General features: G+C 50.1%; 17 protein-coding genes and 1 tRNA gene. 13 read left to right on the forward strand and 5 right to left on the reverse strand.

The features are described 5' to 3' along the window. Positions 1-76: 76 nt before the first annotated feature. Positions 77-535: a hypothetical protein gene (locus tag NSU01_RS12350; protein ID WP_042135775.1), complete on the reverse strand. Its 459-nt coding sequence runs from the start codon at positions 533-535 to the stop codon at positions 77-79. Positions 536-723: 188 nt separating this feature from the next. On the opposite strand from NSU01_RS12350, the gene NSU01_RS12355 reads away from it, so the two are divergent. Then, a tRNA-Leu gene (locus tag NSU01_RS12355) sits at positions 724-807 on the forward strand. 226 nt (positions 808-1,033) lie between these two features. On the opposite strand, the gene NSU01_RS12360 is transcribed toward NSU01_RS12355, so the two are convergent. After that, positions 1,034-1,585: a TetR/AcrR family transcriptional regulator gene (locus NSU01_RS12360; RefSeq protein WP_042135777.1), complete on the reverse strand. Its 552-nt coding sequence runs from the start codon at positions 1,583-1,585 to the stop codon at positions 1,034-1,036. 168 nt (positions 1,586-1,753) lie between these two features. Here NSU01_RS12360 and NSU01_RS12365 point away from each other — a divergent pair, with 168 nt between their 5' ends. The 10 genes from NSU01_RS12365 to NSU01_RS12410 all read left to right on the forward strand — a co-directional run bounded on the left by NSU01_RS12365 (position 1,754) and on the right by NSU01_RS12410 (position 11,112). Beyond that, positions 1,754-2,716: an alpha/beta hydrolase gene (locus NSU01_RS12365; protein ID WP_076244258.1), complete on the forward strand. Its 963-nt coding sequence runs from the start codon at positions 1,754-1,756 to the stop codon at positions 2,714-2,716. A 29-nt stretch (positions 2,717-2,745) separates the two neighbouring features. After that, positions 2,746-4,098 (forward strand): hypothetical protein, encoded by a 1,353-nt coding sequence (locus NSU01_RS12370; RefSeq protein WP_076244260.1) that lies wholly within the window; start codon positions 2,746-2,748, stop codon positions 4,096-4,098. Then, positions 4,061-4,378: an amidohydrolase family protein gene (locus tag NSU01_RS12375; RefSeq protein WP_076244262.1), complete on the forward strand. Its 318-nt coding sequence runs from the start codon at positions 4,061-4,063 to the stop codon at positions 4,376-4,378. The genes NSU01_RS12370 and NSU01_RS12375 overlap by 38 nt, the downstream gene beginning before the upstream one ends. Positions 4,379-4,541: 163 nt before the next feature. Beyond that, positions 4,542-4,745 (forward strand): helix-turn-helix transcriptional regulator, encoded by a 204-nt coding sequence (locus tag NSU01_RS12380; protein WP_042135783.1) that lies wholly within the window; start codon positions 4,542-4,544, stop codon positions 4,743-4,745. Continuing rightward, positions 4,742-5,164 carry a hypothetical protein gene (locus NSU01_RS12385; RefSeq protein WP_042135785.1) on the forward strand — a complete coding sequence of 141 codons (423 nt, stop codon included), beginning with the start codon at positions 4,742-4,744 and terminating at the stop codon, positions 5,162-5,164. The genes NSU01_RS12380 and NSU01_RS12385 overlap by 4 nt, the downstream gene beginning before the upstream one ends. Positions 5,165-5,218: 54 nt before the next feature. Beyond that, entirely contained in the window at positions 5,219-5,875 is a 657-nt protein-coding gene (locus NSU01_RS12390; protein WP_076244264.1) for a hypothetical protein, read from the forward strand. 235 nt (positions 5,876-6,110) lie between these two features. Then, the gene (locus NSU01_RS12395; protein ID WP_218639448.1) at positions 6,111-7,457 is read left to right on the forward strand and encodes a citrate transporter; all 1,347 of its coding nucleotides are present in this window, start codon (positions 6,111-6,113) and stop codon (positions 7,455-7,457) included. A 102-nt stretch (positions 7,458-7,559) separates the two neighbouring features. Then, complete coding sequence (locus NSU01_RS12400) at positions 7,560-9,692, forward strand: hydantoinase/oxoprolinase family protein (RefSeq protein ID WP_076244268.1); 2,133 nt, start codon at positions 7,560-7,562, stop codon at positions 9,690-9,692. Between the two features lie 72 nt (positions 9,693-9,764). Beyond that, positions 9,765-10,457 (forward strand): hypothetical protein, encoded by a 693-nt coding sequence (locus NSU01_RS12405; protein ID WP_339303485.1) that lies wholly within the window; start codon positions 9,765-9,767, stop codon positions 10,455-10,457. Next, a complete protein-coding gene (locus tag NSU01_RS12410) occupies positions 10,444-11,112 on the forward strand; it encodes a GntR family transcriptional regulator (RefSeq protein WP_039309052.1) in 669 nt (222 codons plus the stop codon). The genes NSU01_RS12405 and NSU01_RS12410 overlap by 14 nt, the downstream gene beginning before the upstream one ends. A 95-nt stretch (positions 11,113-11,207) precedes the next feature. Here NSU01_RS12410 and NSU01_RS12415 read toward each other — a convergent pair whose 3' ends face one another. The 3 genes from NSU01_RS12415 to NSU01_RS12425 all read right to left on the reverse strand — a co-directional run bounded on the left by NSU01_RS12415 (position 11,208) and on the right by NSU01_RS12425 (position 13,497). Next, a complete protein-coding gene (locus tag NSU01_RS12415) occupies positions 11,208-12,356 on the reverse strand; it encodes a DUF2812 domain-containing protein (RefSeq protein WP_076244270.1) in 1,149 nt (382 codons plus the stop codon). Next, entirely contained in the window at positions 12,353-12,718 is a 366-nt protein-coding gene (locus NSU01_RS12420; RefSeq protein WP_256703871.1) for a PadR family transcriptional regulator, read from the reverse strand. The genes NSU01_RS12415 and NSU01_RS12420 overlap by 4 nt, the downstream gene beginning before the upstream one ends. A gap of 92 nt (positions 12,719-12,810) precedes the next feature. Further along, positions 12,811-13,497, reverse strand: a complete 687-nt coding sequence (locus tag NSU01_RS12425; protein ID WP_076244272.1) for a hypothetical protein — start codon at positions 13,495-13,497, stop codon at positions 12,811-12,813. An 80-nt stretch (positions 13,498-13,577) separates the two neighbouring features. On the opposite strand from NSU01_RS12425, the gene NSU01_RS12430 reads away from it, so the two are divergent. After that, entirely contained in the window at positions 13,578-14,483 is a 906-nt protein-coding gene (locus tag NSU01_RS12430) for a GNAT family N-acetyltransferase (RefSeq protein ID WP_076244274.1), read from the forward strand. Between the two features lie 505 nt (positions 14,484-14,988). Further along, positions 14,989-16,629, forward strand: a complete 1,641-nt coding sequence (locus NSU01_RS12435; RefSeq protein WP_076244412.1) for a response regulator — start codon at positions 14,989-14,991, stop codon at positions 16,627-16,629. Positions 16,630-16,668: the final 39 nt, after the last annotated feature.

Genomic DNA, 16,668 nt, shown 5'->3' on the forward strand with positions numbered 1-16,668 from the left:
TCTAGGAAGTGTAGGTACACAAAGAGCCTCGTCCAGTAAATAGGACGAGGCTCTTTGTGGATTAACCAGTAACTGCCTAGAAGGACAAGGCCATCTGTTCCACCCGTTCTTCTCTGGGAAGAACGGAGGCAAGCTCGGCACCCAGCCCGAGATAAGCGCGCATGCGCAGCATCATTTCGTTGCGGAAGCCGGGCCAAAGGATATGGATATCCCCGGAGTATCCCCGGCAGGTATACTCGGCCGTAACTCCGCGCTGATCCTGGCGGATGGTATTGATCTTCAGCTGATGCGAAGTAAGCTCACGGGTAACCTCCTGCAGCATCAGCGAAGTCTTCTTCGTGGCGCTGGAGACGAGCTCCATGTAGAGCTGTGGAGTCTTGAAGAGACCGCTCTTACCAATAACTCGGCAATCGCGCTCAAACACTTTATGGATAAACGTTAGCAGCAGATAGCTTCTGACAAGGGACAATTCGTCTTTGGTTATATCTTCAGGAAGTGTTGGTGTGATTAGGGTGTTTCTCTTGGTAGTCGCCATATAAATCACCTCATTTATAGTATGCGAACCTTTGTTCTCATTATACATCTTTTGGGTAAGTAAATGCAATATTCATCTTGAAAATTATTGGAAATAATCAAAAATTAAAAAAAGATAAAAAGGTTGACTCTGAAATCCCAGCATGATAAGATCTATCTTGTGACTGCGTAAGCAAGTCAACCTAATATGCGGTCATGGCGGAATTGGCAGACGCGCTGGCTTCAGGTGCCAGTGATAGCAATATCGTGGAGGTTCGAGTCCTCTTGACCGCATCATATTTAATAAATACAGGTTCTGAATCGGCTGTTTATAGCTGGTTTAGAGCCTGTTTTTTTAGGGCAGATAGCTGAGGACGTTGCTCATCCCTTGGGCCGATGATACTTATGCCATTCCCGAAAGCTCCCCCTTATCCAAGAGGCGTCCCCTCCAATGCAGTGACGCTACCTTTCATATTCAACATTTCCCATAGTTCTATCTCATGTTGGCCGGATAATCCAATTACGATTTGAATACCGGCTGTTTGCCGAATAGATCGCTCAGCGTGCTGGAAATATCCTGCGAATCATCTTCACTAAATTGAGTGATTGCGACCCTTAGCGCAGTAAAGAGCATGGCTGCCCGGATGTGTATGAAATACTGCCAGCTCCTGTCGTCCATACCAACAGCTTCTTTAATAAAGTTCAGTTTTTCTCCGATTACAAAGGATAACCGGGTTTGAAACTCCCCATACAGATTTGCTTTTACCAAGGATAAAAAGAGAGCTTTTTGGGGAAGCCAGATATCAAATAAAGCTTTAACTACTATACTGGAATCGGTATGCGGCCCCATACGCCGGATTAATTCATCGAATACTGACTCCATTTGGTACAGCACAACATCTGATTTATCGTCAAACAGCCGATAGAAGGTTGCTCTGCCCACGCCGGACGTGTTGATAATCTGTGTGATGGAGATATCTTTATAATCCTGTATTAGCATCAAATCTTCCATGCCTTTGCAAATAAGTTTTGCGGATTGTGTTTTTCGCTTATCCTTTCCGATACGATACATTACGCTCACTCCTGTTCCACTTCTGCATTTCGGGTTTTTTTCATTTGTATTTATGATACATTTGTATCACAGGATCGTTTTTTTTAGCAAGCTGAAATTGATACCGATTAGTCGTCATGCACAGTGATTCTATCCAGCATAGGTATACACAAGTGGAGGAGTGGCTCTATGAATAATTCATCGCTTATTCTAAAAGATAACGATCCCCGCGTCCTCAAGGCACGGAATGCAGAACAGAAATTGCTTGATTATTATCAGTTTGACGCGGAAATCCGCCACATTCCGTTCGGCAATTTCGGATATACAATCAGAGTGACCGAGATTGGACACGGAGAGCCTGTTGTTCTTGTTCCCGGCAATACCGGCGATACCTTTCCGCTGATTCCCTTGATGGCCCATTTGACCGGCCGGCGTTTAATCGCCATCAACCGTCCGGGCGGTGGAATGAGTGACGGCATGGACCACCGGAATATTAACTTCAGAGAATTTGCGGTTCAAACGGTTATAAGTGTGTTGGACGAGCTCAAGCTTGACCGGGTTCCGATTATAGCTCATTCCATCGGCGGGCACATGAGTATTCTGACAGCGATCGACCGTCCGGAACGTGTATCCAGTCTTGTACTGCTAGGCGTACCAGGGAACCTGATTAGCACAAGACCGCCGGCCGCGCTGCGTGCACTTTCCATACCTGGTCTCAACAATGTCCTGTACAAGCTGGTTATGTCCAAGAAACCGGATAAATCGTTGGAAAGCCTGCGTTTTATGGGGCATTCTGAGGAAACACTGGAGAAGCTGCCCAGTGAACTCGCAGACTGCTACTATTATTTTCAACAGCTTCCCAACTATAAAATTTCGAGTCTCAGTCTCATGCGCCGTATTAACACCATGTGGGGCTCTCAGCCGGATGTCATGCTGCAAAAAGAAGAGCTGAATCGTGTGCAGCAACCAACGATGTTCCTGTGGGGTACAAATGATCCGTTTGGCAGCATTGACATCGGAGAGGAGGTTGCCTCTTGTTTTCAACGGCCGGAGTTTCATGCCTTGCAGAATGCCGGGCATCTTCCGTGGCTGGATAAGCCGGAGGAATGTGGTTCGCTTGCCATGAAGTTTATGGAACAGTGCAGATCTTGAAATCTTGATAAAGAAAGGGATTGCTTGCGATGGAGCAAAATACAAAAAGAAAACTTCTAAGCACCATCGGATTTGGGCTATTATTTGTTCTTGTTTTTGGAATTGTACTAGTGTTGATGATCAGCAGTGATGAACGCTGGTATGGTTATCTGATTCTGGCTGCCTGCGCCGGCTTCCTCATTACCCTGAGAAGAATGAAATTATGGCATGGATGGCGAGTTCCGCTATATTGGATATTAGCGCTTGTCATCGTATGGAGCGGCTTGTATGCTGGCCAACCTTCGATGAATATTCAGCCCTACACCGCTATGAATCTGGAACAACCAAGCGTTCCATATCAGCTATTGCTGAATCATGTAACCATTGTGGATACACAAAACGGTCAATTAACCTCTAACATGAGCATCCTGACTAAGGATGGGACAATCATCGACATTGCACCGGCTGGAAGCATTAAGACAGGCGAAGACACGAAGATTGTTGAGGCCACCGGGAAGTATGCGGTGCCCGGGTACCTGAACATGCACATGCACGTGCTGGGAGATGAGAAGACCCCTGAAGTTATGTCTCTGCTGCTTGCTAACGGTGTTACCGGCTTCAGACAGATGAGTGGTTCAGCCGACCAGTTGAAGGAATGGAGAGCCGGTGCCTATACCAGTTCTACGGAAGAGCCGGCACTGCTCGCGATGCCTGGCGATGTGTTAACACCGATCAACGCGCCTACGCCAAAGGTTGCAGTGGAATTCGTTCGAGAGCAGCAAAAGGAAGGGGCTGGCTTTATAAAAGCGGGGGCTGTTACACCAGAAGTATTTGATGCCGTCCAAGCGGAGGCGAACAAATTAAATCTTGCGTTTGTAGGCCATGTGCTTCCGGATTTGGACTTGAAGGAGGCTTCGAAAAACGGATTTTATAGTGTCGAACATTTCGGAATCAACAACGGGGCGCTAATCTCTACCTCAACTGATGAGAACAACTTGAGAGCAGAGGCCACAGGACTTCCCTCCATCACGTCAAATCCAGTCTTCGTGCAATTCATGAAGATAAAGGGTGTTAGAGATTTTGTGAACGAGCAAGTCGTCAAGTTAGCTATTGAGACTTCCGGGGGCGAAGAGGATTCCGCAGTACTGCAACATTTGATTGACACTTACAGTGAAGAGAAGGCCATTCAGCTTGCCGGTGTATTCGTTGAAAACAACACATGGCAAACCCCGACTCTGGTACGTATGCATTTAGGTCTATTCTCAAATGATAGTGATCCAACCATTGCACAAGGGCTCTACGATCTTTATTTGAAATTGGCAAAGACCTATGATTCCAAAGGCGTTAAGATGATGGTTGGCACAGATGAAGGCGGCGGAGTTAATTGGCGTAAATGCAGGTAACTCTATTCATCAGGAATTTGATGAACTCGAAAAAGCGGGTATCTCACCTCTTCACGTTCTCCAAATGGCTACCCTTAACGGAGCGGAGTTTCTGGAGCGTTTGGATGATATGGGCACAGTGGAGGCAGGTAAGAATGCGGATTTAGTGATATTGGATGCCAATCCCTTGGAGAGTGTTCAGAATCTTCATAAGATAGATGCTGTTATACGTGCAGGTTCTTATCACGGACAAGAAGAGCTGAATTCTATTAAGAAAAATGAAAGGCCAAGTGACAACTGAAGGAATACGAAATCGATAAACTCCGGCATAATTACCCGTTAGGGGTATTTTATGCTTTTCTTTTTGTGTGAATAAACACAGAATGATGGAAAGTACGCTTTACATATTAGAAAGTGAGTGATACTATGATGGAAAGTTAACTTTACATATGCGAGGTGAAGGTATGGATAACAGGCTGGAGCAGCTTCGGAAGGAGCGGGGAATTAAACAGGAAGAGCTGGCTGAGGCGCTGGAGGTCTCCAGACAGACTATCGGTTCGCTTGAGAACGGGAGGTATAACCCGTCCATCATTCTGGCCTTCAAAATCGCCCGCTATTTCAAACTGGCCATTGAGGATATTTTTATCTATGAGGAGGAATCCGAATGAAGGTGAACAAGAAGATCTGGCTGTTTTCTTTTCTGCTGCTGCTTGGGGGGATTCTGGCTGCTGCCGGGCTTCTGACGATGAATGAAAGTACAGAGAGACTAGCCGGGTTAGGTCTTGGTATAGGCTCGGGGCTGTTCAGTATGAGTGCCGCCCAGCTTATCATTCAGTGTTATTATGCCAAGCACCCCAAGCTGAGGAAGCAGGCTGTCATTGAACTGCGCGACGAACGCCATACGGCCATCCGGATGAAAGCGAAGGCCAAAGCCTTCGATGTTATGATTGTGGTTATGATTGCGCTGCCGTTTCTGTTCATATTTGGCGGGACCGCTCTGTGGGTAGTGCTGTCGACCATCGGACTATATGTTTTCGGCTGTTTCCTGCAGCTGTTCTACATCCGTAAGTACAGTAAGCAGATGTAACCGGACTAGTGGAAGAGTAAGACGATGTTCTATATTTGACTGGAGGAATTTCTGATGGATGTGCCTGTTAAGAACAGGATGCATTGGGAGTTAACCTATATTTTCCTGCTTACTGGTCTCATCATACTGCTGGCAGCTGCCGTTCGCGGATGTTCAGAGCAGATGGCTGTTGCAGGATTTGCAGCAGCCTTAGCGCTAAATTGTTGGGTCTGGAAGCAGACTGTCAGCCGGACTGTGGTCTATTTGCATAATGGCTTGAACATCATCTGTGCAGTTCTGCTGGCGTATCTGCTGTCAGCCTACGTATTCGTCTCGGACAGTACGGTCATTGGCGCTGCCTTCGGAGTTGTAGTCATGGATGTGTTCAGCTTCACCAAGAGAGGCGGCTTCACGCTCAACGCCAGATTAATGGAGCGTAAGAATACAGCCGTCCGCCTATCGGTCTGCCTTCCGGTTCCCGGGAAGCGGGGGCTCATTCCGGTCATCGGTACAGGGGATCTAGTCTTCTATTCATTGCTGACAATAGTTCCCCTGCAATCCGTCAATAGAGCAGGACCACTCATTGCAGTCTTACCTATCCTGGCAGGCCAGCTGCTGAACCTGGCAATTATTGCGGCCTTGAAGAATAGAGCAGGCTTCAAAGGGTTTCCTGCTACCCTAATGCCGGGCTTGCTGTTTATTGCTGTAGTTCTACCGGGCATTCAGCCTTAATAAGCAGTACCCAGCCCCTGCGGCCATGCCGCGGGGGCTTTCTCTGTTCGTGCTGAAATGCTGCCGTTCTTACCCGCGCCTGACTTCAAAAACAGCTGAAATTCGCAGCGCAGAATTGTATTGACGCCCGAGCAACTAACATGTTAATATTTTCCCGAGACAAACTAACATGTCAGTGAGGCTATATAGCATGTTAGCATGTTATTCATATATTCCTATTACAGGAGGTTATTTTGTGGATGTGGCTAATGTTGTAATCGGTTTCATTATGGTTTTATCATTTTTTGGATTGGTGTGGTATTGCGTCAAGGGGTATAACCTCATGGTGGGTTTCTTCGTCATGTCGGTCCTGTGGACCTCGATTGCCCTGATCGGCAATTCTATTCATCCAACCTCCGTTATGGAGGGCAAGACCTTTATTGATGTCCTGACGAACGTCTTCCAGACGGGTCCGGAGAACTACGGTAAAGCGATTCTGGTTAACATCTTCTTCGGCGCCTTCTTCGGCAGAGTCTTGATCGACACAGGGATTGCTGCAACGCTGATCCGTAAGGTGGTAGAGCTCGGCGGAGACAAACCAAGAATTACGATGTCGCTCTTATGTATTGTTACTGCGGTAATCTTCACCTCTATGACCGGTATCGGTCCGGTAATCTCCATTGCCGTAATCGTATTGCCGATCATGCTGTCGCTGGGTATTCCTTCACCGATTGCCTTGTTCTCCTTCATGGGCTCCATTATGGCGGGTATCTTCGGGAACATTGTTAACTTCAAGCAGTATCAGGCTATTTTTGCCACAGCCAATGAAAGTTATGCCAGCTACGACTACAATACATATTTCAAATTCGGCATGATTGCGATGGCGGTCTCCCTGATCGTTGTTCTGGTGGTATCTAACCTGTCCATGAACAAGAAGGTCTCCCGTGCCTGGGCAGCCACTCCGGATGCCGGAACTACGGTTGATGCCCCTGCAATCTCCTGGATTTCCATCATCCTGCCGGTAATCGGTGTGGTGGTGTTCAAGCTTCCGATTATCTTCGGATTTATCGTTGCCGGTCTGTTCGCCTTACTGACCTGCGGCAAGTTAAAGGGTGGTTTTGCAAGCGTTTGCAGAATGCTGTCTAAGCAATTCGCAGACGGGGCTATCGATGTGGCGCCGATGATCGGATTCTTGCTCACATTGTCCATGTTCAATAATGCGGCAACCTATGCTTCCCCTTATTTCAAAACCTTGCTTGACGGTGCAATGCCTCAGACGGCGTTATTGCTCTGTATCGTATTCGCCATCCTGACACCGCTTGGCTTCTTCCGCGGCCCGATGAACCTGGTCGGTTCCGGTTCGGCCATTCTGGCAGTAGTTGTGGCTACCGCAGCCTGGCCTGTACAGTTCCTGTATCCTTTGTTCGCCATCACTACAGTAGCGCCGCAGCATTTGGACGTTACCCAATCCTGGGTAGCCTGGGGCTTCGGATATACGAAGGTTCCGGCCAAGGAATATATGAAGATGTCCATTCCTACAGGCTGGATTATCGGGATTATTCTCTGCGCGATTGTATTCTTCATGTACGGCAATTTGGTGTAGCATCGCTTACGTCCAATCAGAACCGGCTGCTGCGCCTATGTCCGTCAGGAGCCGGTTAATCAACCTTCAGTACAATTTAATGAAGAGAAACGGAGAAATCATATGGGTAAAATGGTTAGAATGGGGATCGACGTCGGTGGAACACATACAAAAGCAGTTGCCATCGACAACGAAACACATGAAATTATCGGGAAATCGTCCGTCAAGACTACGCATGATCATGCGAGAGGTGTAGCCGCCGGAGTTGTGAAATGTTTTCAGAATTGTCTGAAGGAAAATAACATCAAGCCGGAAGATGTAGTCTTCGTTGCACACAGCACAACGCAGGCAACCAATGCGCTGATTGAAGGTGATATCGCACAGGTTGGCATCATTGGCATGGCTAAGGGCGGTCTTGAAGGCTGGCTGGCCAAACGTCAGACCAAACTGCAGAACATCGATCTGGGCAACAGCAAAGAGATCAAAATCTACAATAGCTTCATTAATATTAAGAAAATGTCCGAAGCCTCCGTGCTGCAGGTCATCGATGATCTTAAGCGTCAGGGTGCACAGGTGATTGTGCCTTCCATGGCTTTTGGCGTAGATAATGGCAGACCTGAAGAGCTCGTCTATAAAGAAGCTGAGAAAAAAGGCATTCCGACCACCATGGCATCCGATATCACCAAATTGTACGGACTCACCCGCAGAACGAGAACGGCAGCGATCAACGCAAGTATTCTGCCCAAGATGCTGGATACCGCCAATTCAACCGAACAGTCCGTAAGGGAAGCCGGCGTCCATGTACCTCTGATGATCATGAGAGGCGACGGCGGGGTTATGGAAATCAGCGAAATGAAGAAACGTCCTGTGCTTACGATGCTGTCGGGTCCCGCAGCCTCAGTTATGGGGTCTTTGATGTATCTGAGAGCCTCTAACGGTGTGTATTTCGAGGTGGGTGGAACCACAACCAATATCGGGGTTATCAAAAACGGCCGTCCGGCCATTGACTATTCCATCGTCGGCGGTCATCCGACCTATGTCAATTCACTGGATGTGCGCGTCCTCGGTGTTGCTGGCGGCTCCATGATCCGGGCGAACAAAAGCGGAGTAGTGGATGTCGGCCCCAGATCGGCACATATCGGCGGATTGGATTATTCGGTATTTACCGACCCGGACAAGATTAAGGGCGCCAAGGTGGAATTTTTCTCACCTAAGCCGGGTGATCCGGCAGATTATGTCGCCATCCGTCTGGAGAACGGGGGGCGTGTGACGATCACGAATTCCTGTGCTGCGAACGTGCTGGGCCTTGTGAAGCCGGAGCATTTCTCCTACGGGAATGTGGAAGCCGCCAGACGGGCGATGCAGGCATTAGCCGATTATTGCGGAACCACGGTCGAGGATATTGCGAAGCAGATTATGGAAAAAGCGTATGCGAAGATCGAACCGATCATCCTGTCGCTGGCCGAGAAATACAAACTGGAGAAAGACCAGATCTCCCTGGTGGGAGTTGGCGGGGGAGCCGCTTCGCTGATCGTCTATTTCTCTGAGAAAATGGGTCTGAAATACAGCATTCCTGAGAATGCAGAGGTGATCTCGTCCATCGGTGTTGCCCTGTCCATGGTGCGGGACGTGGTAGAGCGGATCATTCCGTCACCTTCCAAAGAAGTGATTGCCGCACTCAAAATGGAAGCGATGAACAAGGCGATTCAGAGCGGAGCCACTCCGGAAAGCATCGAGATCCATATCGATATCGATCCGCAGACCTCCAAGGTTACCGCGATTGCTACCGGTTCCACGGAAGTGAAGACGACCGAGCTGCTGAAGGAATGTGATGAAGCGGAGCTCCGCGAGCTGGCCGCGAAGGATATGCGTATTTCCATCGACCGGACACAGCTGCTTGAGAAAACGAGGTATGTCAGCATTTTCGGCGAAAAGGTTGAGAAGGCCGGTGAAGCGGGTGCAGTCCGCATTCTGGACACCAAAGGGTTCATTAAGGTGCAACGAGGCCGGGCGATGGCCCTTAAGACAACTGCCGGAGATTACCTGAATGCCGTCAAAAAGCTCTGGGAGGCTATGGCCGTCTACCAGACTGAACTGATTGCCCGGCCGGACTTCTATCTGTGTATCGGTGCCCGGGTGATGGACTTTACCGCTTCCGATTTCGAACAGCTGGAGCTGCTGATGGATATCGAAATTTCCACGTTTGAGCCGGATACGGAGGTTATCGTTGTCGCTGCCAATGTCAAGCAGAGCTGACGCTAATCTATTGAAATTATTCATAGCCATATTAATGAAGGAATGAAGAATGGGGGCAGCATGCAGGTGCAGATGAAGCTGGGTGTAATGATGCGTGATTTGCTGCAGGTAGAGGATGAGGCTTGGGGGCTGTACGCTTTTTCCAGGGACATTCTGAACCGGCGCATTCTGCCTGAAACCAAGACAGAGATGGTTGCCAAAGCTAATGCCTGCGGCAAAGCCTATGCACAGAGGATCATCCGTGAATACGGAACCCGTGATGTCCGCGTGATCGCGGACAAATTGAAGCTGAAGCTAGAATTTCAAAGTGCGCTTATGACAGGGAAACGTGTGCTATTTGCCTGCTATACGCCGCCGTACACAATCGAAATTATGGAGGAGCCTGTGCGCAGAGCGGCGGAGCGGGTCCAGGAGGAAGAGCCGGCGCTAGTTGAACTTTTTCAGCAAGCTGGTATAATGAATACTATCCTTGGACACGAAATTTTTCATTTTGTAGAAGACCAGTTTGCACATGAAATCTACACCCGGACTGAGAAGATTCTGCTATGGAACCTGCTTGGGTTCAAGAATTATTCTACAATACGCACCTTGAGTGAAGTAGGAGCCATGGCCTTTACACAGGAACTGAATAGACTCAGCTACCCGCCGTTTATTCTGGATGTTCTGTTGTATTACAGCTATGATGCTGCCAGTGCGGAGAAAATATATCGTGATGTACTAGGAGTGAGTTCAGGAAGGTGTAGGGAACCCGTTGAAGATTATTAATAACAGTAATTCACTAAATGATGTAACTTACAATAAAATAAGAGAAGACATCATGAATATGACGTTGGAGCCGGGAATGGATGTCAGTGTGCAGAAGCTCTCTGAACGCTATGGCGTAAGCCGGACACCGGTACGGGAAGCAGTAGTCCGCCTTCAACAGTCTGGACTGGTGGAAATATATCCTCAGCGCAAAACAGTAGTCTCCAAAATTGATCTGCAGCGGGTCCGCGAGGAATGGTTCATCCGCACATCGCTTGAATCTGCCGTGATTGATGAATTCATCCGCAAGTGCAGTGAGCTTGTAGCAGATACGATGCAGGAACTGATTAACAAACAGAAGAAATATATGGATAAGAAATATTTCCGGGAATTTTACTTCAAGGATAATCGTTTCCACCAGCTGATCTTTCAGACGGCCGGGGAAGAGCTATCCTGGTTCACGATTGAAGAGGTAGCCTCGCACTATAACCGTATCCGTCTGCTCTATGGCAAGATGGAGGGCGTGCAGCAATCCGATATTGATAAACATGTGAAGATGGTAGCGGCCACCCGCAAGCGTGACGTGGAGGGAATGCGCAAGATTGTGATGGAGCATTCCAATACATTGCTGGAACGGGTACAGGTGATGTCCAAGCAATATCCGCAATTCTTCTGAAATAAGGTAAAGTCTAAATGCTTAAGGCGTATCCTTGAAGCCTGCTCCGTTTGGAGCATGACTTCCGGTATACGCCTTTTGTTGCGGTGCAATAACTACAGCTTCTTAAGCCGCCGGTAATACAGCCAGGTTCTGCCTGCGAACGAGCCGAAGAGAAGGATACAGAGGAACATAAGTGAAGTATTCCATGCCCGGGAAGCGGTGATTCCGTCTTGCAGCATGCCGTCAATAAATGCCGTCACATTCAGGCTGTAGAGCAGAATCGTCGGAAGAAACAATGCTGTATAGCTGATGGCAATTTTACGGGCATGCTTCAAGCGGTGATACGGGTCACTGTAGATTTCCGGTTGTTCAGCACGATCCAACTCCTCCCGGCTCCAGAGGGTCCATTTCTGCAGAGAAGAGGATGAGCTATATACTTTATGCCAGCCTGCCTGCCGGTGCAGCTCGAAATACTCTTCATCGCCAATGACCTGATAGTCGGCGTGATACTTCATTATACGTGGACTGCCTTGGCTGAAATGGAACAGGGTGCCTCCAGGGCCGACTTTATACAGATTCCATCCCAGCCGTTCCTTATCCTCCAGCCATTCCTCCAGCCGGTCAGGAGCGTACATCCAGCCTAACTTCAACCTCTTCATCGTAACACCCGCTGGCTTCTGCGGATCGTGAGACTTCTTGAATTCCTCATGATTCAAGAGTAACCCCTTGCTGGCTGCCCGGAGTTTAATAATCGAATAGATTGCAAGTACGAGCAGGATCACAGCCAAGGCTGCTGCGGCCCAGGTAACCGCCCACATAGGGCTTTGCTGTACCTGAAGCGGAGCATCCTGGGTCAAGGAGAAGCTTAGAGCAATCAGCGGAATCATTGCAATGAGCAGCAAATAAAGAAGTATTCCCATAAAAATATATGAGATTGTGCGGTTTCGCCTCAAGACATCCTTGCGGGAAGGGGAGGCCTTAATCTGTGACGGCTGCTGATCATTCTCGTAGACGCTCCACTTGCCTTGCTGCAGGCGCTTGCTCCAGCCTTCAGCAGCAAGAGAGGAAGACATGGAAGGCTGGGAGGATGGTCCATACCCGATCTGATAGGAACGTTGTGCCGGTTGATCTTGCCGGAAGGTGAACCGCCGGAGCAGCAGGTTCCACTCCGTCAGCACCCAACCCTGACTCGCCATATCGGCCAGCCAGGCTTCTGACTTGGGCAGGTCGTAGCTCCAGAAGGGCCGAAATACCCTCTTCATACAAATTCCTCCTCACTGGTAATGGCATTGCGGTGAAGTTCCTTTAATCTGCTGATTTCTGCGCGCATTACTCCTTTCCCCAGATCTGACACCTCGTACACTGTTTTTCTCTCTTCATCGGCGAATACAACAATCAGTCCATCCTTGTTCATCTTCGTCAAAGTTCCATATACCGTACCGGAACCCAGTCTAAGCCGTCCTTCAGAGAGCTCATCCACATGCTTGATGATTCCATATCCGTGGCGGGGTATGGTTAGGGACAACAGAATATAGAAAGCCGTCTCTGTCATCGGCACGTACTTTTTCAGCACTTTATCCATTGTGGACAACGCATTCACCTGCTTCGCCAGTTCATTGTGCATAACTCATGGCCTTCAATATAATATGTCTTGCCGTGACTATGTCATAACGTGACTATATCACGATGCGACATAAGTTTCAAGGCTAGCGGCAATTAATGTGCCGTCAGAGTCAGCAGTTGACATACAGGCTGCCAGATCTCAGGAACCAGCTGCGGCTCCGAACAATAGACCGTCTGCAAATACCGGCTGAGCGGGGATATTTGTCCTTCGACCAGCACTTCCTTGATCTCCGATGGTTTGGTGGGTATCGCCTGCCCGGTTGTTGACATGAACTCTGCAATGGGCAGCAGCATCCCGCAGCTTTTGCGGTAGGACATCCGGTGCGGGAATCTGGGCGAGCTGCCGGAATCATATTTGGAAAGCTTGATCCGGTCAAACTGTCCGGTGAGCAGCTCGCTGGCGTTGAATTTCAGGATGGCAAAAACTTCGCCGGGCTCTCTGCGGGAGTACATCGCCGCCATGGCTAGGCAATCCCGCCAGGTCGGCCACAAGAAGACATGGCGGTCAAGGCAGAGACGGAATTCTTCAGGGGTTGTGTCCGGGTCCATTGCTTCAGGTGTGATCTGCAGATGGGAATTCAGGACAACCGGCTGCCCGGCGTATTGTACCTGGAGGGCTGTAGTCCGGCGTACTCCGGCTGCATGCGCCGGACTCAATACGGATGAGGCGTACAATGCGTCAAGTGCAGCCATGGCGGGCAAATTCCGGGCCCGGGTGAAGTGGTATAACGAAGTGCGGAGCGGGCTTTTGGTAATGGCAGCAATCAGTGAATGTTTCATAGTGTTATTTTATCCTTTGCGGGAATTGAATACTTTGTTATTTTAGAAAGGGAAATGCTGAAAGGGAAAGGATGAGAAAGATGAAAGCTGAAGCACTCAAACAGAGCAGAGTGGAGGCGTTTTTGAATTTTTGCCGGAAGCACCGGGACGAACTGGATGATTCTTACCTGATCGATGAGGAGCTTGCCGGGTTCACGCTTTCCCCGGACCATCCTACATATATTGTTGCCAATTCCTCAGGTCAAATTACCGCAGCAGTCTCGCTCATCCTGAATGATTACAGCCGCAGAGGGCGCAAGGCCAGATTTAGAATCCTTCATGCGGAAACCGAAGATGTAAATGTATACCAGGCTCTGCTTGAGGCAATTCTGCCCCATGCTGCCGGAATGGATAAGCTGAATCTATTTGTTCCCGCGGGAAATACTGCGGCGATGGAGGCGTTGGGGGCTGTGCGGTTTGCGGTGGAGAGGTATACCTATGTCCTCGTAAGAGAGGAGCCGCATATTCCAGAGGTCAGCTTGCCCGCCGGTTACGAGCTCATTCCCTTCCGCGCCGGAACGGATGAAGCCGTCTGGTGTGAAGTACGAAATGCCGGTTTCGCTAAGCTTCAGGGCAACGAGACGCCGGCCACACCAGCGATGGTGAAGCAGATGATCAGCGGAGCCGACTATATCGAAGGCGGTTTACAGATACTGTACCATAACGGCAAAGCTGTGGGAATTGTACGCGGCTGCGCCGATGAGTATGAGGATGAGCCTGCCATGAGTATTGGGCCGCTGGCAGTATTGCCGGAGGCTCAGGGGAGAGGACTCGGCAGAATTCTGCTGCGGGCAGCACTCCGGTTCGCGGCAGAACAGTCGTATGCGCGCACCGTCCTGTGTGTGAATGCAGAGAACGAACGGGCGCAGGCTTTGTATATTGGGGAAGGCTTCAAGCAGGCGGAAGCCCTTGCCTGCCTGGCTTACACGGTGAGTGAAGAGGGGTAGCGGGGGGCTTGATGCTATATGCTATGGAGTGGAGGCGCTGATCGGGGGAGGGGAGTTGCGATTGGTGATGTAGAGTTGAGATGCTGATTGCTCCCATCCAACCGTGACGGACTGTAGGGACCTTATTTTGCCGGAATCAGCCAATTTTGAGATGAAGCGGACTGAGAATCGCCTATTCAGCCTAGAACACCAGAATTAGACCCATTATTCAGGGCATAGCGGAATCTCAGTCCGCGAAGCCGGCAAAACAGCTGTTTTTCCCAAAATAACGGATTCTGAGTCCGGGTGGAACGGCTGTTTGTGCTGCCTGTGTGCTGTTATTCGTGGTCTGCTTGCATCATCGGCCCCTTATTTATTGCCTTCTTGCAGGAGATGCACTTTGGATGTAGAAATTCAGGTCAGCAGGTTATTCAATCCAGTAAAAACCATTTACTCTCCATATGCACCATTATATTGTCAAACTCCGTCTAACCTGGACAGATTCAATATTGAAGGGGACAAGGAAATGAAAAGACTGGTGATTGTGGATGATGAGCCTTCGGTGGTGAACGGGCTGCGGACCTATGTGGACTGGGCGGCACAGGGGATTGAGCTGGTTGGAACCGCAGATGACGGGGACACTGGGCTGGCGCTGATCCGGGAGCTGAAGCCGGATATCGTGCTGACGGATATCCAGATGCCGTCAATGGACGGCATCCGCATGGCGGCTGAGGTCCGGGCGCTGCTGCCGGAGGCCAAGATCGTCTTCATCAGCGGCCACAACGATGCCGGATACCTTAAGTCCGCGCTGCAGATGCATGCGGCGGATTATATTTTTAAGCCGGTTAGCCGCAAGGAGCTGTCGGTGGTGATGGGCAAGGTGACTGCTGCGCTGGATGCGGAGACGCAGGAGCGCAAGCGGATCAAGGAGATGCAGGTGAAGCTGACGCAGAGTATGCCGCTGCTGCGCGAGAAGTTCCTGCTGTCCGTAATCAGCGATGGTGTTCATACCGCGCATATTCAGGACAAGCTGGAATTTCTGGGCTTGCAGCAGCTCGCGGCTGACAGCTACATCCTCATGGTCATTCTGCTCGATGATGTGCCGCAGGTGCTGGACACCCGCAGCGAGCAGGACAGACAGCTGCTGTCCTATACGGTGCTGAATATCATCCAGGAGCTGATTGACAATCAGATGCGCGGCGTGACCTTCGAGAAGGAGCCGGGAGAGTACGTCGGGATTCTGCTGGCCGGACAATTGCAGCCGCAGGAGTTCAGCGAATCTCCCGAGAATGACCTGCTGGTGCTGGCAGAATCAATCCGCAGCAATCTGCGGCAATGGCTGAAGCTCAGTGTAACCATCGGTGTCGGTGAGGGGGTTGAGCACTTGCCGGAGATCCCGTCCTCCTATAAACAGGCGAGGGATGCAGCTGACCAGAAGTGGTATCTGGGCAAAAACCGTATTCTGACCATGGACAATATCGTGTCCGGAGAGCGCGGTGAGAATCTGCGTTACCGGTACGAGCCGGAGTGGGGGGAGCGGGTGTGGTCTGCCCTGAAATCCGGAGACCGCGGACGTCTGCAGACGGAGCTTAGTGACATCTTCAGTCTGCTTGGGCAGAACCGGGGGCAAGGGGCGCGGTATGCGCAGAATGTCAGTCTGCATCTGATTCTGCAGTCCGGCCAGGTGCTGCTGGAGCTTGGCGGAATGACGGAGGAATGGGAAAAACGTGAGACGGCCGCCTGGAAACAGGTTGCGCGCCAGGAGACGATGCAGGATCTGCTGGGATATACAGAAGCCTATTTGCTTGAGGTCTGTGATTTCGTCGGGATGAAGCGCAGCGGCAAGACAAGCGAAGTGATAGAACGGGTCCGTCAGCTGATTGGAGAACGGTACCCGGAGAATCTGGCAGTGGCGGATATTGCGGCAGGCGTCTATCTCAGTCCGACCTATGTCCGGCTCCTGTTCAAGCAGGAAACGGGCGAAACGCTGTTCGAATATTTGACCAAGGTCAGAATCGAGCAGGCGAAGAAGCTGCTTAGAGACCCGCAGAACAAATTCTACGAAATCTGTTATGCCGTCGGCTACAGCGATCCCAGCCATTTCAGCAAGCTTTTCAAGAAAATAACCGGAATTACCCCCAGCGCCTACAGGGAGCAGAGTCTATGAGCAGGGGCAATCCTATGAAGATCAGGCCGCACAGGAATG

This window comes from Paenibacillus sp. FSL H8-0259 (genome assembly GCF_037963255.1).
GTDB lineage: Bacteria > Bacillota > Bacilli > Paenibacillales > Paenibacillaceae > Paenibacillus_AQ > Paenibacillus_AQ phytohabitans.